This is a genomic window from Streptomyces sp. NPDC039609, assembly GCF_055596705.1.
The window spans coordinates 262698-283069 of sequence record NZ_JBVIUJ010000006.1 but is presented as its reverse complement, the minus strand read 5'-3'; the positions used below and the strand labels follow the sequence as shown (position 1 = coordinate 283069).

Annotated in this window: 18 protein-coding genes; 16 read left to right on the top strand and 2 right to left on the bottom strand. The window is 70.2% G+C overall.

What is annotated here, in order from left to right; all coding sequences use genetic code 11:
- Positions 1-3: 3 nt before the first annotated feature.
- Together ACZ561_RS19525 and ACZ561_RS19520 are read right to left on the bottom strand one after the other, a co-directional pair.
- A complete protein-coding gene (locus ACZ561_RS19525) occupies positions 4-1644 on the bottom strand; it encodes a hypothetical protein (protein WP_470997182.1) in 1641 nt (546 codons plus the stop codon).
- 221 nt (positions 1645-1865) lie between these two features.
- Positions 1866-4073 (bottom strand): elongation factor G-like protein EF-G2, encoded by a 2208-nt coding sequence (locus ACZ561_RS19520; protein WP_470996470.1) that lies wholly within the window; start codon positions 4071-4073, stop codon positions 1866-1868.
- Positions 4074-4354: 281 nt separating this feature from the next.
- Between ACZ561_RS19520 and pgsA the strand changes: the two genes are divergently transcribed.
- The 16 genes from pgsA to ACZ561_RS19440 all read left to right on the top strand — a co-directional run bounded on the left by pgsA (position 4355) and on the right by ACZ561_RS19440 (position 20360).
- Complete coding sequence (pgsA, locus tag ACZ561_RS19515) at positions 4355-5023, top strand: phosphatidylinositol phosphate synthase (RefSeq protein ID WP_329122787.1); 669 nt, start codon at positions 4355-4357, stop codon at positions 5021-5023.
- A 14-nt stretch (positions 5024-5037) separates the two neighbouring features.
- Entirely contained in the window at positions 5038-5946 is a 909-nt protein-coding gene (locus tag ACZ561_RS19510) for a phosphatidylinositol mannoside acyltransferase (protein WP_470997179.1), read from the top strand.
- Complete coding sequence (locus ACZ561_RS19505) at positions 5943-7145, top strand: glycosyltransferase family 4 protein (RefSeq protein WP_470996467.1); 1203 nt, start codon at positions 5943-5945, stop codon at positions 7143-7145. The genes ACZ561_RS19510 and ACZ561_RS19505 overlap by 4 nt, the downstream gene beginning before the upstream one ends.
- 217 nt (positions 7146-7362) lie before the next feature.
- Positions 7363-8004 (top strand): MBL fold metallo-hydrolase, encoded by a 642-nt coding sequence (locus tag ACZ561_RS19500; RefSeq protein ID WP_470996465.1) that lies wholly within the window; start codon positions 7363-7365, stop codon positions 8002-8004.
- Positions 8005-8015: 11 nt separating this feature from the next.
- Positions 8016-8558 (top strand): LemA family protein, encoded by a 543-nt coding sequence (locus tag ACZ561_RS19495; protein WP_376443018.1) that lies wholly within the window; start codon positions 8016-8018, stop codon positions 8556-8558.
- Positions 8559-8747: 189 nt separating this feature from the next.
- On the top strand, positions 8748-9596 hold the full coding sequence (pdxS, locus tag ACZ561_RS19490; protein WP_376443043.1) for a pyridoxal 5'-phosphate synthase lyase subunit PdxS: 849 nt from the start codon (positions 8748-8750) through the stop codon (positions 9594-9596).
- Between the two features lie 6 nt (positions 9597-9602).
- Positions 9603-10193 carry a pyridoxal 5'-phosphate synthase glutaminase subunit PdxT gene (gene pdxT / locus ACZ561_RS19485; RefSeq protein ID WP_470996461.1) on the top strand — a complete coding sequence of 197 codons (591 nt, stop codon included), beginning with the start codon at positions 9603-9605 and terminating at the stop codon, positions 10191-10193.
- A 62-nt stretch (positions 10194-10255) separates the two neighbouring features.
- Positions 10256-11008 carry a YebC/PmpR family DNA-binding transcriptional regulator gene (locus ACZ561_RS19480; RefSeq protein WP_158985482.1) on the top strand — a complete coding sequence of 251 codons (753 nt, stop codon included), beginning with the start codon at positions 10256-10258 and terminating at the stop codon, positions 11006-11008.
- 133 nt (positions 11009-11141) lie between these two features.
- Positions 11142-11675 (top strand): crossover junction endodeoxyribonuclease RuvC, encoded by a 534-nt coding sequence (gene ruvC / locus ACZ561_RS19475; protein WP_470996458.1) that lies wholly within the window; start codon positions 11142-11144, stop codon positions 11673-11675.
- The gene (ruvA, locus tag ACZ561_RS19470) at positions 11672-12301 is read left to right on the top strand and encodes a Holliday junction branch migration protein RuvA (RefSeq protein WP_470996455.1); all 630 of its coding nucleotides are present in this window, start codon (positions 11672-11674) and stop codon (positions 12299-12301) included. Before ruvC ends, ruvA begins: the two co-directional genes overlap by 4 nt.
- Positions 12302-12389: 88 nt before the next feature.
- Positions 12390-13469 (top strand): Holliday junction branch migration DNA helicase RuvB, encoded by a 1080-nt coding sequence (ruvB, locus tag ACZ561_RS19465; RefSeq protein WP_470996452.1) that lies wholly within the window; start codon positions 12390-12392, stop codon positions 13467-13469.
- A 176-nt stretch (positions 13470-13645) separates the two neighbouring features.
- Positions 13646-14113: a preprotein translocase subunit YajC gene (gene yajC, locus ACZ561_RS19460; RefSeq protein WP_376443033.1), complete on the top strand. Its 468-nt coding sequence runs from the start codon at positions 13646-13648 to the stop codon at positions 14111-14113.
- 143 nt (positions 14114-14256) lie between these two features.
- Positions 14257-16017, top strand: coding sequence for a protein translocase subunit SecD (secD, locus tag ACZ561_RS19455; protein ID WP_470996449.1), 1761 nt, complete (start codon positions 14257-14259; stop codon positions 16015-16017).
- Position 16018: 1 nt separating this feature from the next.
- Complete coding sequence (gene secF, locus ACZ561_RS19450) at positions 16019-17110, top strand: protein translocase subunit SecF (protein WP_470996447.1); 1092 nt, start codon at positions 16019-16021, stop codon at positions 17108-17110.
- Positions 17107-17658 carry an adenine phosphoribosyltransferase gene (locus tag ACZ561_RS19445; protein WP_470996444.1) on the top strand — a complete coding sequence of 184 codons (552 nt, stop codon included), beginning with the start codon at positions 17107-17109 and terminating at the stop codon, positions 17656-17658. The genes secF and ACZ561_RS19445 overlap by 4 nt, the downstream gene beginning before the upstream one ends.
- Before the next feature lie 227 nt (positions 17659-17885).
- Positions 17886-20360 (top strand): RelA/SpoT family protein, encoded by a 2475-nt coding sequence (locus ACZ561_RS19440; RefSeq protein WP_470996441.1) that lies wholly within the window; start codon positions 17886-17888, stop codon positions 20358-20360.
- The last annotated feature ends 12 nt before the right edge of the window (positions 20361-20372 follow it).

Here is a 20372-nt window from a genome sequence, read left to right as displayed (position 1 = left end):
GGCCTACGCGTCGTAGGCGTCGGCCTTCCGCGGGCTGGGCTCCTGGACGAGGCCGCTCAGGATCAGCGAGCGGTTGGTGAAGCGCTCGGTGTCCACGCCGTGCTCGTCGAGCACCTTGATCGTCGCGGCGTGGACGGCGCGCATCACGGGCGTCGCGGTGCGGATGGCGTCGTCGGCCATGAAGCGGTGCCGCCAGGGCTGCGCGGCCCAGGCGTGCCGCAGCCCGAAGGGCTCGGGCAGGACGAGCTTGCCGCCGAGGAAGTCCAGGATCGCCGGGAACCAGGTCAGCGGGGCGCGGACGGCGAGGCGGACCACCTCGTCGGTGTCGACCAGCGGCAGCTGGATCTCCCTGGTCTCCCAGAACCGGACGGTCTTGGAGACCTCCTTGGTCTTCGCCTTGGGCTTGGTGGTGAAGAGGGAGTGGACGGGGCCCAGGGCGTGGCCGGTGACCTCCACGCGCAGCGTGTGCAGCAGTGAGGTGACCGTGATCATCATGGTGAGGACCAGCTGGCCGTCCCAGAGCGTGAACTGCACCCCGAGGTAGTGGCGGTTGCCGCTGCCGAACTGCTGGTCGTTGCAGATGCGCTGTATCTCGTGCGGCTTCACCTGGAAGTGGACGATGTTCTCGCCGTCGGGGCGGGCGACCTCGTCGGCACCCTCGCCGACCGGGGAGACGATCCAGTGCTTGACGGTCGGCTTGGGGAAACCGGTCTTGAGGGAGCCGCGCTCCAGAAGCGTGAGCTGGTCGTGGATCTTCCGAACGACGTCCCAGGCGCGGAAGTCGTGGATCTCCGTGCCCTCCTTGGGGACCAGCTCCTCGGCGAGCGTCCAGCTGCCCCAGCGCGTGCCCATGCCCAGTATTCCCTTGGGGCCTGCGTAGAAGACGACGTTGGACTGCTGCTCGGCGGTGAGCTTCTCCAGGTTCTGGCGGAGGGCCTCGGCCGCCTTCTCGGTGGGGTCCTGGGGTACGGCCTCGGGGACCTTGGCGCCGATGCCGCCGCCGCTCAGCAGGGCGGACCAGCGCTCGCGCAGATCCTTGGCCGTGGACTCGCAGACCCGCTTGGCGAGGAACCAGCCGATGATCGGGGCCACGACCATGGCCCGGAGGTAGAGCGACAGCACCCCGTCGACGGGCAGCTTGATCATGACGATGGCGGCGAGCAGGCCGGCGCCGACCAGAAGCCCCGTGCCGACGGCGCTGGTGCGCTTGTTCTCCGTGCCGGCGACCATGCGGCGCAGTTGGATGACGCCGAGCCAGAGCAGCAGGCCGGGCAGGAAGAGGATGCCGAAGACCAGGGTGATCAGCGTCAGCCTGGTGTCCCGCTGCTTGCGGATCCCGGTGGCGGCCAGGCAGTGCTCGACCACGGGCTGCGGTTCGGTGCCGAAGGACTGGATCAGCGGCTTGCGGGCTCCGCCGAGCGTCCGTACCTGCACCGCCCGCGAGAAGGCCTCACCGAGATCCGGGCGGAAGAGCTTCTTCCACTTCCCTTCCTTGACCGTCGACTTGTGCCAGTCGTTGTTGGCGTTGAGGATCTCCTCGACCGGGCCGTCACGGTACGCGGCGGAGGCGAGGGCGTGCGTGGCCGCCGTCTGTCCGTCGGAGCCCTGGAGGGGAATCTGCGCCCCGGGTCCGAAACTGCCCATCGTCACCTGATGCCCCCATCGCCGCGTGCCCGCGTGGTCGACCGCGTACCCTCTGCGGCCTGTTCCCAACTACCGCGCCCCGCACACCTGCTGAGCTGGGCACCACAGCGTAACCGGGTACCGGCGGATGCGTCACGGGTCGGCCGGATGCCGCCCGTCGGAGGGAAGTTGGACGGGCGACATCCGGCCGTGGGGGAGGGGGCGCGAGTGACGGAAGGTGACTAGGATCCCTTCTCCGCCTGCCCGCGGATCTTGTCCGCGAGATGCGGCGGCATGGCCTCGTGACGGGCGTACGCGCGGTCGAAGCGGCCGGTGCCGTGCGAGACGGACCGGAGGTCGACCGCGTACCGGCCGATCTCGATCTCAGGGACCTCGGCCCGGACCAACGTCCGCCCGGGACCAGCCTGTTCGGTCCCGACGACCCGCCCGCGCCGCCCCGACAGATCGCTCATCACCGGACCCACGTACTCGTCGGGGACGAGGACCTGGACCTCGGCCACCGGCTCCAGCAGCTGGATGCTGGCCTCGGCCGCCGCCTCGCGCAGCGCGAGCGCGCCCGCCGTCTGGAAGGCGGCGTCGGAGGAGTCGACCGAGTGGGCCTTGCCGTCGCGCAACGTGATCCGCACGTCGACCAGCGGATATCCGGCGGCGACCCCGCGCGCGGCCTGGGCGCGTACCCCCTTCTCGACGGAGGGGATGAACTGGCGCGGCACCGCCCCGCCCACCACCTTGTCGACGAACTCGATGCCGCTGCCCGGAGGAAGCGGCTCGACGTCGATCTCGCAGATCGCGTACTGGCCGTGTCCGCCGGACTGCTTCACATGCCGGCCCCGGCCGGCCGACGGCCCGCCGAAGGTCTCTCGGAGCGACACCTTGTGCGGCACGGCGTCGACCTGCACCCCGTACCGGTTGCGCAGCCGTTCCAGGGCCACGTCCATATGGGCCTCACCGAGACACCACAGGACGACCTGGTGGGTGTCCTGATTCTGCTCCAGGCGCATGGTGGGGTCCTCGGCGACGAGCCGGGACAGCCCCTGGGAGAGCCGGTCCTCGTCGGCCTTGCTGTGCGCCTCGATCGCGAGCGGCAACAGTGGATCGGGCATCGTCCAGGGCTCCATCAGGAGCGGATCGTCCTTGGCGGAGAGGGTGTCACCGGTCTCCGCGCGGCCGAGCTTGGCGACACAGGCGAGATCGCCCGCGATGACCCGGTTGAGCGTGCGCTGCTGCTTGCCGAAGGGCGAGGTCAGCGCGCCGACCCGCTCGTCGACATCGTGGTCCTCGTGACCCCGGTCGGTCAGCCCGTGCCCCGAGACATGGACGGTCTCGTCGGGGCGCAGGGTGCCGGAGAAGACCCGGACCAGCGAGATCCGGCCGACATACGGATCGGAGGCGGTCTTCACGACCTCCGCGACGAGCGGACCGTCGGGGTCGCAGGTGACCGCCGGCCGCGGGACGCCGTCGGGAGTGGTGACGGCCGGCGCCTCGCGCTCCAACGGGGTGGGGAAGCCGCCGGTGATCAGTTCGAGCAGCTCGACGGTGCCGAGCCCCTGCTTCCCGCCGTCCGCGGCGGGCGCCGCGGCCAGCACCGGATGGAAGGTGCCACGGGCGACGGCCTTCTCGAGGTCGTCGATGAGCGACTTGATGTCGATGTCCTCGCCGCCGAGATAGCGGTCCATGAGGGTCTCGTCCTCGCTCTCCGCGATGATCCCCTCGATCAGCCGGTTTCGGGCCTCGGCGATCAGCTCCTGCTGGCCGTCGTCCGGCGGATTCTCCTGCCGTACGCCCGTGGAGTAGTCGAAGATCCGCTCCGAGAGCAGTCCGACCAGGCCGGTGGTCGGGGCGTGGCCGTCCGGCGCCTCGGCGCCGTGGACGGGCAGATAGAGCGGGAGTACGGCATCGGGGTCGTCGCCGCCGAAGATCGAGGAGCAGACGGCGGTCAGCTCGTCGAAGCCGGTGCGGGCCGTGTCCAGGTGGGTGACGACGATGGCGCGGGGCATTCCGACCGCCGCGCACTCCTCCCACACCATGCGGGTCGACCCGGCGATCGCGTCGGCCTCCTGGGCGGCCGAGACGACGAAGAGGGCCGCGTCCGCCGCGCGCAGACCGGCCCTCAGCTCCCCGACGAAGTCGGCGTATCCCGGGGTGTCGAGGAGATTGATCTTGCACCCGTCCCATTCGAGGGGGACGAGGGAGAGCTGTACGGAACGTTGCTGGCGGTGCTCGATCTCGTCGTAGTCGGAGACCGTTCCGCCGTCCTCGACGCGCCCTGCCCGGTTGACCGCCCCCGCGGTCAGCGCGAGCGCCTCGACGAGCGTCGTCTTTCCCGATCCGCTGTGGCCGACCAGCACCACGTTCCGTACGGCCGAGGGCCGGTCGGCCGTTGGAGCCCTGCCGGCGGCTCCGGAGTGTGCGTTCGCCTTGTCGCCCATGGTTCGTTCCTCCCGATCGCTTGCACCAGTCGCGCGGCGTGGGCCGGCTGTACGGTGCGGCGGGGCGCGGGCGCGAGGGAGTCGGCGCGGGAGGGGATCGCGTGCAGCTCCAGCGATGCCCGCGGTGGTCCTTCGAGCTTTGCACCGACGTCAGGGCGCGTCCATACGTCGTACACGACGCGACAGGGCGGGTGGCCGACGGAATGGCAAGGTGGTCCTGGCTACGATGGGCGGGCCGGTGGTCGTAGGGGCCGCGCGGCCCACCGAACCTCGGGAAGGCCATGCTGAACAAGTACGCGCGTGCATTTTTTACGCGTGTCCTCACACCGTTCGCCGCGTTTCTGCTTCGCCGGGGCGTCAGCCCCGACGCGGTCACGCTCATCGGCACGGCCGGAGTGATGGCGGGTGCACTGGTCTTCTTCCCCAGGGGAGAGTTCTTCTGGGGCACGATCGTCATCACGCTCTTCGTCTTCTCCGACCTCGTCGACGGCAACATGGCCCGGCAGGCCGGGATCTCCAGCCGGTGGGGCGCGTTCCTCGACTCGACCCTCGACCGGGTCGCCGACGGGGCCATCTTCGGTGGCTTCGCGCTCTGGTACGCGGGTACGGGCAACGACAACGTGCTGTGCGCGGTCTCCATCTTCTGCCTGGCCAGCGGCCAGGTCGTCTCGTACACCAAGGCGCGTGGTGAATCGATTGGCCTGCCGGTCGCCGTCAACGGCCTGGTGGAGCGGGCCGAGCGGCTGGTGATCTCACTGGTCGCCGCGGGTCTCGCCGGACTGCACGCCTTCGGCGTGCCCGGCATCGACGTGCTCCTCCCGATCGCGCTGTGGATCGTCGCCGTGGGCTCCGCGGTGACCCTGGGGCAGCGCGTGGTGACGGTACGACGGGAGTCGGCGGAGGCGGACGCGGCCGCGTCCGCCGCAGGGGGGAACGAGGCGACGTCATGAGTGGCGCGAGTGGCATGAAGGACCGGCTGACCGACGGGCTGTACGGGCTCGGCTGGTCGACCGTGAAGAAACTGCCGGAGCCCGTCGCGACCGGGCTCGGCCGGCGGATCGCCGACTACGCCTGGAAGCGGCGCGGCAAGAGCGTGCTGCGCCTGGAGTCCAACCTCGCGCGCGTGGTCCCCGACGCGACACCCGAGCGGCTCGCCGAGCTGTCGAAGGCCGGGATGCGCTCCTACATGCGGTACTGGATGGAGTCCTTCCGGCTGCCGACCTGGACCAGGGAACGCGTCGACGACTCCTTCGACATCAAGGACGTCCACCACCTGAAGGACGGCCTCGCCTCGGGGCGCGGCGTCATCCTCGCGCTGCCGCACCTGGCCAACTGGGACCTCGCGGGTGTCTGGGTGACCCGCTCGCTCGGCGTGCCGTTCACCACGGTCGCGGAGCGGCTCAAGCCGGAGACGCTGTACGACCGCTTCGTCGCCTACCGCGAGTCGCTGGGCATGGAGGTCCTGCCGCACACCGGCGGATCCGCCTTCGGCACGCTGGCGCGGCGGCTGCGGGCCGGTGGTCTGATCTGTCTGGTCGCCGACCGCGATCTCTCCGCCACCGGCATCGAGGTCAAGTTCTTCGGCGAGACGGCGCGGATGCCGGCCGGTCCCGCGATGCTCGCCCAGCAGACGGGTGCGCTGCTGCTGCCCGTGACCCTCTGGTACGACGACACCTCGGTCATGAAGGGGCGGGTGCACGCACCCATCGACGTACCCGAGACAGGTACCCGGGCCGAAAAGACGTCCCTGATGACACAGGCGCTGGCCGATGCCTTCGCCGGCGGTATCGCGGACCACCCGGAGGACTGGCACATGCTGCAACGACTGTGGCTCGTGGACCTGGAGGAGCGCGGGGAGGAAGGACGGACGTGAAGATCGGCATCGTCTGCCCGTACTCCTGGGACGTACCGGGCGGCGTCCAGTTCCACATCCGCGACCTGGCGGAGCACCTGATCCGGCTGGGTCACGAGGTCTCCGTCCTCGCGCCCGCCGACGACGAGACGCCGCTGCCGCCGTATGTCGTCTCGGCGGGGCGCGCCGTGCCGGTGCCGTACAACGGCTCGGTGGCGCGGCTCAACTTCGGCTTCCTGTCGGCGGCGCGCGTGCGGCGCTGGCTGCACGACGGCACCTTCGACGTCATCCACATCCACGAGCCGGCCTCCCCCTCGCTCGGGCTGCTGAGCTGCTGGGCGGCGCAGGGGCCGATCGTGGCCACCTTCCACACGTCGAACCCGCGCTCGCGGGCGATGATCGCGGCCTATCCGATCCTGCAACCCGCCCTGGAGAAGATCAGCGCGCGGATCGCGGTGAGCGAGTACGCGCGCCGCACCCTGGTCGAGCATCTGGGCGGCGACGCCGTCGTCATTCCCAACGGCGTCGACGTGGACTTCTTTGCGCGGGCCGAGCCGAAGAAGGAGTGGCAGACGGAAGGGGCGCGAAGCTCCGGCGAGGGTGGGGGACGGGGGGGCACGCTGGGGTTCATCGGCCGGATCGACGAACCGCGCAAGGGCCTCCCGGTCCTGATGAAGGCCCTGCCGAAGATCCTCGCCGAGCGGCCGGAGACCCGTCTCCTGGTCGCCGGGCGCGGCGACGAGGAGGAGGCGGTGGCCTCGCTGCCGCGCGAGATGCGGTCGCGCGTCGAGTTCCTCGGGATGGTCAGCGACGAGGACAAGGCCCGGCTGCTGCGCAGCGTCGACGTCTACGTGGCGCCGAACACGGGCGGCGAGAGCTTCGGGATCATCCTGGTCGAGGCGCTGTCGGCGGGAGCGCCGGTCCTCGCCTCGGACCTGGACGCGTTCGCCCAGGTCCTGGACCAGGGAGCGGCGGGCGAGCTGTTCGCCAACGAGGACGCGGACGCGCTGGCCGACGCGGCGATCCGGCTGCTCGGGGACGACGTACGCCGCGACGAGCTGCGCAAGCGCGGCAGTGCGCACGTACGGCGCTTCGACTGGTCGACGGTGGGCGCGGACATCCTCGCGGTCTACGAGACGGTGACGGACGGCGCGGCCTCGGTGGCGACGGACGAGCGCACGGGGCTGCGGGCCAGGTTCGGTCTGGCGTCGCGGGACTGAACTGCCTTCGGGGCCTGGGGTCCGGCAGACCCGGGGCCCCGGCCGACCTGGGACCGGCCTGGGGCCCCGGCCGACCTGGGACCGGCCCGGGACCGCGGTCGGCTGGGATCCCAGCCCGGGATCCCAGCCCCGTCCTGAACCGGCCGGACTGCCGCTGCTTCAAGTCCGCTTCGGCCGGTTCGGCACGACGGCCTGGCACGCGTGGCACGCTGGGGCGATGACCTCACCGAGCGTGGAAACACTGGACCTGGGGTACTTCGTGCGGCCGGCCGAAGAGTGGGGCGGGCCCCACGCGCGCGTGGAGCCCGTGCTCGCGTACCTGGTACGCCACGAGCACGGCACCCTCCTCTTCGACACCGGCATGGGGGAGGGCTCCCCGGAGACGGACGCGCACTACCGGCCCACCCGCCACCCCCTCCCCGCCGTGGCCAGGGACGTCGACCTCGTCGTGAACTGCCATCTCCACTTCGACCACATCGGTGGTAACCCGCTCTTCCCCGACACCCCCGTGCTCGTCCAGCGCAAGGAACTGGCCACCGCACGGGCCGGCGACTACACACTGGACTGGTTGCTCGACGGTGTCCGCTACGAGGAGATCGACGGCGAACACACGATCGCGCCGGGAATCACCGTCGTACCCACACCCGGGCACACCGAGGGGCACCAGTCCCTGGTCCTCGACCAGGGCGACCACGTCACCGTCCTCGCCGGGCAGGCGTACGACTTCGCGGCCGAGTTCGGCGTGCCCCACCACCCCTGGCTCGATCGGCTCGCGGAGCTCTCCGACGGGCGGACGGCGAAGGTCCGGTTCGCCCACGACCGTGACCTGTGGGAAGGGGTCCTGCCGCCGCGACGGTAGCCTGTGCGCCCGTGACCGAAACCCTGATCTGGACCGTCGTCGCGCTCATCGCGATCGGCCTGTACCTCAGCTGGACCGCCGGCCGCCTCGACCGGCTGCACGCGCGGATCGACGCGGCCCGCGCCGCCCTCGACGCCCAGCTGCTCCGCCGGGCCTCGGTCGCCCAGGAACTGGCCACGTCCGGCGTCCTCGACCCGGCCGCCTCGATCGTGCTGTACGAGGCCGCGCACGCCGCCCGGCAGGCCGAGGAGGATCAGCGCGAGGTCGCCGAGAGCGAGCTGAGCCAGGCCCTGCGCGCCGTGTTCGGGGAGCCCGAGCAGGTCGAGGCGGTACGGGCGGCCCCCGGCGGAGAGGAGGCCGCCAACGAGCTCGCGGCAGCCGTCCGCCGCGTGCCGATGGCGCGCAGGTTCCACAACGACGCCGTGCGCGCCGCCCGTGCCCTGCGCCGCCACCGCAAGGTGCGCTGGTTCCGGCTGGCCGGTCACGCTCCGTTCCCGCTGGCCTTCGAAATGGACGACGAACCGCCCGTCGCCCTTGCCGATCGCCCGGCCTGACCTCCGGTAACCTGCGAAAACAGCGAAAACGATCCACCGCCTGCACATTGGCCCTTGATGTGGACTGGTGCTGGCCTGTTTCCTCACTCTTGTCTCAACACCGCTTTCCCGAGTGAGGTCCCCGTGTCCACCACGCTTCCCAACAGCACCCAGTCTCCCGAGACCGGCACCGCGCGCGTCAAGCGCGGCATGGCCGAGCAGCTCAAGGGCGGCGTGATCATGGACGTGGTCAACGCCGAGCAGGCGAAGATCGCCGAGGACGCCGGTGCCGTGGCCGTCATGGCCCTGGAGCGGGTCCCCGCCGACATCCGCAAGGACGGCGGTGTCGCCCGCATGTCCGACCCGAACATGATCGAAGAGATCATCGGCGCGGTCTCCATCCCGGTCATGGCCAAGTCCCGCATCGGCCACTTCGTCGAGGCCCAGGTCCTGCAGTCCCTTGGCGTCGACTACATCGACGAGTCCGAGGTCCTCACCCCGGCCGACGAGGTCAACCACTCCGACAAGTGGGCCTTCACCACCCCCTTCGTCTGTGGCGCCACCAACCTGGGCGAGGCCCTGCGCCGCATCGCCGAGGGCGCGGCCATGATCCGCTCCAAGGGCGAGGCCGGCACCGGCAACGTCGTCGAGGCCGTCCGCCACCTGCGCCAGATCAAGAACGAGATCGCCAAGCTGCGCGGCTTCGACAACAACGAGCTGTTCGCCGCCGCCAAGGACCTGCGCGCCCCGTACGAGCTCGTCAAGGAGGTCGCCGAGCTCGGCAAGCTGCCGGTCGTGCTGTTCTCCGCCGGTGGTGTCGCCACCCCCGCCGACGCCGCGCTGATGCGCCAGCTCGGCGCCGAGGGCGTCTTCGTCGGCTCCGGCATCTTCAAGTCGGGCGACCCGGCCAAGCGCGCCGCCGCCATCGTGAAGGCCACCACCTTCTACGACGACCCGAAGATCATCGCGGACGCCTCCCGCAACCTGGGCGAGGCCATGGTCGGCATCAACTGCGACACGCTCTCCGAGTCCGAGCGCTACGCCAACCGCGGCTGGTAACCACCCATGAGCACACCCGTGATCGGTGTCCTGGCCCTCCAGGGCGACGTACGGGAGCACCTGATCGCCCTGGCCGCGGCTGACGCCGTGGCCAGGCCGGTCCGGCGCCCCGAGGAGCTCGCCGAGGTCGACGGTCTCGTCATACCCGGCGGCGAGTCCACCACCATCTCCAAGCTGGCCGAGCTCTTCGGCCTCATGGAGCCGCTGCGCGAACGCATCGCCGCCGGACTGCCGGTGTACGGCACCTGCGCCGGTCTGATCATGCTCGCCGACAAGATCCTCGACCCGCGCTCGGGCCAGGAGACCTTCGGCGGCATAGACATGATCGTCCGCCGCAACGCGTTCGGACGGCAGAACGAGTCCTTCGAGGCCGGCGTCACCGTCACCGGTATCGAGGACGGCCCCGTCGAGGGCGTCTTCATCCGCGCCCCGTGGGTCGAGTCCGTCGGTGCCCAGGTCGAGGTCCTCGCGGAGCACGAGGGTCACATCGTGGCCGTACGGCAGGGCCTGGCCCTGGCGACCTCGTTCCACCCCGAGCTCACCGGCGATCACCGCATTCACGCCCTGTTCGTCGACATGGTGCGCGCCGCGGTGTGACGAGGTCCCGGTAGGATCTCTGGGGTTCGTTCAGAAATGGGTTACGCGAAGGAGACAGGCAGATGTCCGGCCACTCTAAATGGGCTACGACGAAGCACAAGAAGGCCGTGATCGATGCCAAGCGCGGCAAGCTCTTCGCGAAGCTGATCAAGAACATCGAGGTCGCCGCCCGGACCGGCGGTGCCGATCTGGACGGTAACCCGACGCTGTTCGACGCCGTACAGAAGGCGAAGAAGAGCTCCGTCCCGAACAAGAACATCGACTCGGCGATCAAGCGCGGCGGCGGCCTCGAGGCCGGCGGCGTCGACTACGAGACGATCATGTACGAGGGTTACGGCCCGAACGGTGTCGCGGTGCTCATCGAGTGCCTCACCGACAACCGCAACCGTGCCGCCTCCGACGTCCGCGTCGCCATGACCCGCAACGGCGGTTCGATGGCCGACCCCGGCTCGGTCTCGTACCTGTTCAACCGCAAGGGCGTCATCGTGCTGCCCAAGGGCGAGCTGACCGAGGACGACGTCCTCGGCGCTGTGCTCGACGCGGGCGCCGAGGAGGTCAACGACCTCGGTGAGAGCTTCGAGGTCATCAGCGAGGCCACCGACATGGTCGCGGTCCGCACCGCCCTCCAGGAGGCAGGCATCGACTACGACTCCGCCGACTCCAACTTCGTCCCGACCATGCAGGTCGAGCTCGACGAAGAGGGCGCGCGCAAGATCTTCAAGCTGATCGACGCGCTCGAGGACAGCGACGACGTGCAGAACGTCTTCGCCAACTTCGACGTCAGCGACGAGGTCATGGAGAAGGTCGACGCCTGAGCGCGGTCGCTTTCTCGCAGCGGGCCGACGGGGACACACCCCCGTCGGCCCGCTGTCGTTCGTGCGGCGTTGTCAGTGGCAGCGGATAGCCTGCACAAACAGATTTACGAAGACGGTCCAGGGAGGGGCTCAGGTGCGCGTGCTCGGGGTGGACCCGGGGCTGACCCGGTGCGGTGTCGGCGTCGTCGAAGGCGTGGCCGGGCGCCCCCTGACCATGCTCGGCGTCGGCGTCGTGCGGACGGCCGCCGCCGACGACATCGGCATACGCCTCGTCGGCATCGAGCGCGGGATCGAGGAGTGGCTCGACCGCTTCTCGCCCGAACTGGTCGCCGTGGAGCGGGTGTTCAGCCAGCACAATGTGCGTACGGTCATGGGCACCGCCCAGGCCAGCGCAGTCGCCATGCTCTGCGCCTCGCGCCGCGGCATCCCGGTCGCCCTGCACACCCCCAGCGAGGTCAAGGCCGCCGTCACCGGCAGCGGACGTGCCGACAAGGCCCAGGTCGGAGCCATGGTGACCCGGCTGCTCCGGCTCTCCGCCCCGCCCAAGCCGGCCGACGCCGCCGACGCCCTCGCCCTGGCCATCTGTCACATCTGGCGAGCCCCGGCCCAGAACCGGCTCCAGCAGGCCGTCGCCGCCCATCACGCAACGAAAGGCCGTTCCGCATGATCGCCTTTGTCAGCGGCCCGGTCGCCGCGCTCGCCCCCACCACCGCGGTCATCGAGGTCGGCGGCGTCGGCATGGCCGTCCAGTGCACGCCGAACACCATCGCCGGCCTGAGGATCGGTCAGGAGGCGCGGCTGGCCACGTCCTTGGTGGTCCGTGAGGACTCCCTGACGCTGTACGGCTTCGCGGACGACGACGAGCGGCAGGTCTTCGAACTGCTCCAGACAGCGAGCGGTGTCGGACCCCGACTCGCCCAGGCCATGCTCGGCGTGCACAGCCCCGACGCGCTGCGCCTCGCCGTCTCCACCGGGGACGAGAAGACGCTCACCGCCGTCCCCGGCATCGGCAAGAAGGGGGCGCAGAAGCTCCTCCTCGAACTGAAGGACAAGCTGGGGCAGCCGCTCGGCACCGGCCTCGTCGGCGCGCAGCGCGCGGCGGCCTCCGGCCCGGCGCCGTGGACGGAGCAGCTGGCCGCCGCCCTCATCGGCCTCGGCTACGCGTCACGCGAGGCGGAGGAGGCGGTCGCCGCGGTGACGCCACAGGCCGAGGCTGCGATCGCCGCGGGCGGCTCGGCCCCGGTCCCGCAGCTCCTGCGGGCGGCCCTCCAGTCACTGAACCGCGCCCGCTGACATGACCGCTGCGCGGGGTGGGGACGGAGCTCGCCGCAGGCGCCCCGCACGTACAGACGACCGCACCATCACCACGAAGGCAGACCACGTGAACTGGGACGACGACACCGCACCGCCCACCGACGAACGCATCGTCGCCGCGGCCGCCGAGGGTGACGACCAGGCCGTCGAGGCGGCCCTGCGGCCCAAGGACCTCAGCGAGTTCGTCGGCCAGGAGAAGGTCCGCCAGCAGCTCGACCTGGTCCTCAAGGCCGCCCGCCAGCGCGGAGCCACCGCCGATCACGTCCTGCTCTCCGGCGCTCCCGGCCTCGGCAAGACCACCCTGTCGATGATCATCGCGGCGGAGATGAAGGCCCCGATCCGGATCACCTCCGGCCCGGCCATCCAGCACGCCGGAGACCTCGCCGCGATCCTCTCCTCCCTCCAGGAGGGAGAGATCCTCTTCCTCGACGAGATCCACCGCATGTCCCGCCCCGCCGAGGAGATGCTCTACATGGCGATGGAGGACTTCCGCGTCGACGTGATCGTCGGCAAGGGCCCCGGCGCCACCGCCATCCCGCTGGAGCTCCCGCCCTTCACCCTGGTCGGCGCCACCACCAGGGCCGGACTCCTGCCGCCCCCGCTCCGGGACCGCTTCGGCTTCACCGCCCACATGGAGTTCTACGACGCCTCCGAGCTCGAGCGCGTCATCCACCGCTCCGCCGGACTCCTCGACGTCGAGATCGACACGGCCGGAGCCGCCGAGATCGCCGGCCGCTCCCGGGGCACCCCCCGCATCGCCAACCGTCTCCTGCGCCGCGTCCGCGACTACGCCCAGGTCAGGGCCGACGGCGTGATCAACCGCGAGATCTCCGCCGCCGCACTCGCGGTGTACGAGGTGGACAGCCGCGGTCTCGACCGTCTGGACCGCGCCGTCCTGGAGGCCCTGCTCAAGCTCTTCGGCGGCGGTCCGGTCGGTCTGTCGACCCTCGCGGTCGCGGTCGGGGAGGAGCGCGAGACCGTCGAGGAGGTCGCCGAACCCTTCCTCGTACGGGAAGGACTCCTGGCGCGCACGCCCCGTGGTCGGGTCGCCACTCCCGCCGCATGGACCCATCTCGGACTCGTTCCGCCGCAGGCAGCGGGCCCGGGCGCGCCAGGAAGCGGACAACAGGGGCTCTTCGGGGCGTGACCATGCCGTGACGGCGCGGAGACTCGTCGGACGAGGAACCAGGGTGCGATGCTGGACGTTGTTCCAATGATGCGGACTCGCCTAGACTCCGCCGATGCCGACCTTTCTGGTCGGCACGCCCACCCCCGAAGATCAGGCCGCGGGATCTCCGCGTCCGTGCGAAGGAAACCCGTCCCGTGAGTATCGTGACCCTCCTCCCCTTCATCGTCCTCATCGGGGCCATGTTCCTGATGACCCGCTCTGCGAAGAAGAAGCAGCAGGCGGCCGCGCAGATGCGCGACGAGATGCAGCCCGGCACCGGTGTGCGGACGATCGGGGGGATGTACGCCACCGTCAAGGAGATCGGCGACGAGACCGTCCTCCTCGAGGTCGCTCCCGGCGTGCACGCCGTCTACGCGAAGAACGCCATCGGCGCGGTCCTCGCGGACGACGAGTACAACCGCATCGTCCACGGCGACGAGCCGGACACCGAGACGGTCGTCCCGGACGACGCCTCCTCGCTGACCGAGTCGGCCGACGCCGACGCGTCGGACGAGGCCGCCGAGGACGCCAAGCCCGACCTGACCAAGAAGGTCGAGGCCGTCGAGGCCGACGCCGAGGTCAAGAAGGACGACAAGGCCGGCGGCGAGGCCGAGGCGAAGTAGTCGCGACCGGGGACCGCGGACGCCCACCGGCGTCCGCGGTCCCCGGCACGGTTCCACGTCTGCGGGGGCAGGTCCCCACACACACTTCGTGGCCGCACCGCGCACACCCGGCGCAGGGCGGTTGGACAGGGAGAAACGACAAGGTGGCAGCACCGAAGAAGGGCCGACGGCCGGCGGGGGGCCAGAGCAGGCCGGGGCGTGCCCTGGCTCTGATCCTGATCGCCATGGTCGCGCTCACGGGCGGAATGTTCTGGTCGGGGCACACCACTCCGCGGCTGGGCATCGACCTCGCGGGCGGTACGTCGATCACGCTCAAGGCGAAGGCCGAGCCGGGCAAGGAAGACGCCGTCAACGAGACCAACATGAACACCGCGGTCGGAATCATCGACCGCCGTGTCAATGGTCTGGGTGTCTCCGAGGCCGAGGTTCAGACGCAGGGCAAAGAGAACATCATCGTCAACATCCCCCGGGGTGTGAACGAGAAGCAGGCCCGTGAGCAGGTCGGCACCACCGCCCAGCTCTACTTCCGGCCCGTTCTGACCTACGCGCCCTCGCAGCAGCCCGCGCCGGACGCGAGCTCCTCCGCCTCTCCGAAGCCCTCGGCCTCCGGAGCGACCGCCGACAGTGGCAAGAAGGACGAGAAGTCCGCCACACCGTCGTCGAGCGCCTCCACCCAGGGCCGCGCGGTCTCCGAGGCCCTGAAGGCCCCGAGCCCCACGCCGACCGCGAGCGGTTCCGCCACCCCGAAGAGCTCGGACAGCCCCAAGCCCTCGGCCACGCCGAGCGCCGACCCCGCGGCCTCCGCCCTTGAGCAGAAGTTCGCGGCCCTGAACTGCCTCGACCCGAAGCAGCGCGCCGCCGCCGGTCAGGGCGTCAAGCCCGAGGACTCCACCGTCGCCTGTGGCAAGAACGCCATCGGCCAGTGGGAGAAGTACCTTCTCGGCCCGGCCGAGGTCGACGGCAAGGACGTCGACAACGCCAAGGGCGTCCTCGACCAGCAGCGCGGCATGTGGATCGTGAACATGGAGTTCACGGAGGCGGGCGCCAAGAAGTTCTCGCAGATCACCAGCAAGCTGTCGCAGCAGCAGGAGCCGCAGAACCAGTTCGCGATCGTGCTGGACGGCGAGGTCGTCTCGGCCCCGTCGGTGCGCACCACGCTGAGCGCCAACGCGGAGATCTCCGGCAGCTTCACCCAGCAGTCGGCCCAGGACCTCGGCAACATCCTGTCCTACGGTGCCCTGCCGCTCTCCTTCGACACCCAGAGCGTCGACACCGTCACCGCCGCCCTCGGCGGCGAGCAGCTGCAGGCGGGTCTGATCGCCGGTGCGATCGGTCTGGCCCTGGTCGTCCTCTACCTGGTGGTCTACTACCGCGGCCTGTCCTTCGTGGCGCTGCTCAGCCTTCTGGCCTCGGCGATCCTGACGTACGTGATCATGTCGCTGCTCGGCCCGGCCATCGGCTTCGCGCTGAACCTGCCGGCCGTCTGTGGTGCCATCGTCGCCATCGGTATCACCGCAGACTCGTTCATCGTCTACTTCGAACGCATCCGCGACGAGATCCGCGAGGGGCGCACGCTCCGCCCGGCCGTCGAGCGCGCGTGGCCCCGTGCCCGCCGCACGATCCTCGTCTCCGACTTCGTGTCGTTCCTCGCCGCCGCCGTGCTCTTCGTCGTCACCGTCGGCAAGGTCCAGGGCTTCGCGTTCACGCTCGGTCTGACCACCCTGCTCGACGTGGTCGTGGTGTTCCTCTTCACCAAGCCGCTGATGACGCTGCTCGCACGGACCAAGTTCTACGGCGAGGGTCACGCCTGGTCCGGGCTGGACCCGAAGCGTCTCGGCGCCAAGCCGCCGCTGCGCCGCTCCCGTCGTGTCTCCGCCCCCGTCGACTCCCCGAAGGAGGCGTGAGATGGCGAACAAGCGCGACAGCCTCGGCGCCCGGCTCAACCGCGGTGAGGTCGCCTACGACTTCATCGGCAACCGCAAGCTCTGGTACGGCCTGTCCATCCTGATCACCATCACGGCGATCGTGGCTCTGGCCGTCCGAGGCCTGAACATGGGCATCGAGTTCCAGGGCGGTGCGGTCTTCACCACCCCGAAGTCGGAAGTCTCGGTCTCCCAGGCCCAGGAGTACGCCGAAGAGGCCTCCGGCCACACCGCGGTCGTACAGAAGCTCGGCAGCGGCGCGCTGCGCATCCAGGTCGGCGGCCTCGACACGTCGCAGTCCGACCAGGTCCGCACCGAGCTCGCCAAGGACCTGAACATCGCCGAGGACAAGATCGCGGCGGAGCTGGTCGGCCCCAGCTGGGGTGAGCAGATCGCCAACAAGGCATGGACCGGTCTCGCGGTCTTCATGATCCTCGTGGTGATCTATCTGGCCATCGCCTTCGAGTGGAGAATGGCGGTAGCGGCGCTCATCGCCCTGATCCACGACCTGACCATCACCGTCGGCATCTATTCGCTCGTCGGGTTCGAGGTCACGGTCGGTACGGTCATCGGTCTGCTGACGATCCTCGGCTACTCGCTGTACGACACGGTCGTCGTCTTCGACTCCCTCAAGGAGGGAACGAAGGACATCACCAAGCAGACCCGCTACACGTACAGCGATCTGGCCAACAGGTCGATCAACGGAACCCTGATCCGTTCGATCAACACCACCGTCGTGGCCCTGCTGCCGGTCGCCGGACTGCTCTTCATCGGTGGCGGTGTCCTCGGCGCCGGCATGCTGAACGACATCTCGCTGTCGCTGTTCGTCGGCCTCGCCGCCGGTGCGTACTCCTCGATCTTCATCGCCACCCCGCTCGTCGCCGACCTCAAGGAGCGCGAGCCGGCGATCAAGGCGCTCAAGAAGCGGGTGCTCGCCAAGCGGGCGTCGGCTGCCGCCAAGGGCGAGAGCCTGGACGAATCCGACGAGCACCGTGACAGCTTCGAGGACGAGGACCACGCCGCCGTCGTCGGCCAGCGCGGTCGTCGGGGTCGGGCGTCGGAGAACCGCGGATGACCGCCGGGACCCAGGACACCACCGCGCTGCTGCTCAGCCGGATCCGTGACGTCCCCGACTACCCGAAGCCGGGCGTGCTGTTCAAGGACATCACCCCGCTGCTCGCGGACCCGGAGGCGTTCACGTCCCTGACCGACACCCTCGCCACGCTGTGCGCCACGCACGGTGCGACGAAGATCGTCGGGCTCGAGGCGCGCGGCTTCATCCTCGCCGCCCCGGTGGCCGTCCGCGCGGGCCTGGGATTCATCCCGGTCCGCAAGGCCGGCAAGCTGCCCGGAGCGACGCTGAAGCAGGCGTACGAGCTGGAGTACGGCACCGCCGAGATCGAGGTGCACGCCGAGGACCTGGCCGCGGGCGACCGCGTCATGGTCATCGACGACGTCCTCGCGACCGGCGGCACCGCCGAGGCCTCGCTGGAGCTCATCCGGCGGGCCGGCGCCGAGGTCGCGGGTGTCGCGGTCCTCATGGAGCTCGGCTTCCTCGCCGGGCGGGCCCGGCTGGAGCCCGCGCTGCGCGGCGCCCCGCTGGAGGCGCTGATCACGGTCTGACACCGCACCACGTGCGGTGAGGGGGCGCCCCGGGGAATCCCCGGGGCGCCCCCGCCGTTCTCCCGGTATGTCCCGGAACGTAACCGTTCCGGCGCGTGGTGCCCGTCTCACCCCCCGCACGCGTGAGCACGGTGGCTCCCGGATCGATACCATGACCTTTCCGGGCCTGACCGGGGGACCCGGAACCTCCCCCAGACTCCGTCCGGGGGGACCCCCAAGGAGCGCTCTTGCCAGACGAGGCCCAGCCACTCTCCGCCGCGCAGCCCGACCCGCAGGCCGAGAAGGCCGCGGCGGAACCCGCGACGCCCAAGAACAAGCCCGCGGAGAGCAGGCCCGCGCCCGTGGCCCCCGCCCCGGCACCGGCCTCCACGCCCAAGCCCGCGCCCGCCCCCGTGGCCCGTTCCGGCGGCGGCTCGTCCAACCGTGTGCGGGCCCGCCTCGCCCGCCTCGGCGTCCAGCGCTCCTCCCCGTACAACCCGGTCCTCGAACCGCTGCTTCGGATCGTCCGCTCCAACGACCCGAAGATCGAGACCGCGACGCTCCGCCAGGTCGAGCGCGCCTACCAGGTCGCCGAGCGCTGGCACCGCGGACAGAAGCGAAAGAGCGGCGACCCGTACATCACGCACCCGCTCGCCGTCACCACCATCCTCGCCGAGCTCGGCATGGACCCCGCCACGCTCATGGCCGGTCTGCTGCACGACACCGTCGAGGACACCGAATACGGCCTGGACACGCTGCGCCGCGACTTCGGCGACCAGGTCGCCCTGCTCGTCGACGGCGTCACCAAGCTCGACAAGGTCAAGTTCGGCGAGGCCGCGCAGGCCGAGACGGTCCGCAAGATGGTCGTCGCCATGGCCAAGGACCCGCGCGTCCTGGTCATCAAGCTCGCCGACCGGCTGCACAACATGCGCACGATGCGCTATCTCAAGCGGGAGAAGCAGGAGAAGAAGGCCCGCGAGACCCTCGAGATCTACGCGCCCCTGGCCCACCGCCTGGGCATGAACACCATCAAGTGGGAGCTGGAGGACCTCGCCTTCGCGATCCTCTACCCCAAGATGTACGACGAGATCGTCCGGCTCGTCGCCGAGCGCGCGCCCAAGCGCGACGAGTACCTCGCCATAGTGACCGACGAGGTCCAGTCCGACCTGCGCGCCGCCCGTATCAAGGCCACCGTCACCGGACGGCCCAAGCACTACTACAGCGTCTACCAGAAGATGATCGTCCGCGGCCGTGACTTCGCGGAGATCTACGACCTGGTCGGCATCCGCGTCCTCGTGGACACCGTCCGCGACTGCTACGCGGCCCTCGGCACCGTCCACGCGCGATGGAACCCGGTCCCCGGCCGGTTCAAGGACTACATCGCGATGCCGAAGTTCAACATGTACCAGTCGCTGCACACGACGGTCATCGGCCCCAACGGCAAGCCCGTCGAGCTGCAGATCCGTACGTTCGACATGCACCGCCGGGCCGAGTACGGCATCGCCGCCCATTGGAAGTACAAGCAGGACCCCTCCGCCGGGGCCTCCAAGGTGCGGACCGACGTGCCGAAGAGCGCCGGCAAGGACGACCACCTCAACGACATGGCGTGGCTGCGCCAGCTGCTCGACTGGCAGAAGGAGACCGAGGACCCCGGCGAGTTCCTGGAGTCCCTCCGCTTCGACCTGTCGCGCAACGAGGTCTTCGTCTTCACCCCCAAGGGCGACGTCATAGCGCTGCCCGCCGGGGCCACCCCCGTCGACTTCTCCTACGCCGTCCACACCGAGGTCGGCCACCGCACCATAGGGGCCCGGGTCAACGGGCGGCTCGTTCCGCTCGAGTCGACCCTCGACAACGGCGACCTGGTCGAGGTCTTCACCTCCAAGGCCGCCGGCGCCGGGCCTTCCCGCGACTGGCTGGGCTTCGTCAAGTCCCCGCGAGCCCGCAACAAGATCCGCGCATGGTTCTCCAAGGAGCGCCGCGAGGAGGCGATCGAGCAGGGCAAGGACGCCATCGCGCGGGCCATGCGCAAGCAGAACCTGCCGATCCAGCGCATCCTGACCGGCGACTCGCTCGTCACGCTCGCCCACGAGATGCGCTACAGCGACATCTCCTCGCTGTACGCGGCGATCGGCGAGGGCCATGTCACGGCCCAGTCCATCGTCCAGAAGCTGGTGCAGGCCCTCGGCGGCGAAGAGGCCGCCAACGAGGACCTCGTCGAGACCGCCCCGCCCACGCGCGGCCGCGCCAAGCGCCGCTCCAGCGCCGACCCCGGTGTCGTCGTCAAGGGCGTCGAGGACGTCTGGGTCAAGCTGGCCCGGTGCTGTACGCCCGTACCCGGCGACCCGATCATCGGCTTCGTCACCCGCGGCAGTGGCGTATCGGTTCACCGCAGCGACTGCGTCAACGTCGAGTCGCTCTCCCGTGAACCCGAGCGCATCCTCGAGGTCGAGTGGGCGCCCACCCAGTCCTCGGTGTTCCTGGTCGCCATCCAGGTCGAGGCACTCGACCGCTCCAGGCTGCTGTCGGACGTCACACGGGTCCTGTCGGACCAGCACGTCAACATCCTGTCGGCGGCCGTCCAGACCTCCCGCGACCGGGTCGCCACCTCGCGCTTCACCTTCGAGATGGGCGACCCGAAGCACCTCGGACATGTCCTGAAGGCCGTCCGCGGCGTGGAGGGCGTCTACGACGTCTACCGCGTCACCTCGGCCCGCAGGCCGTGACGCGGACGCACG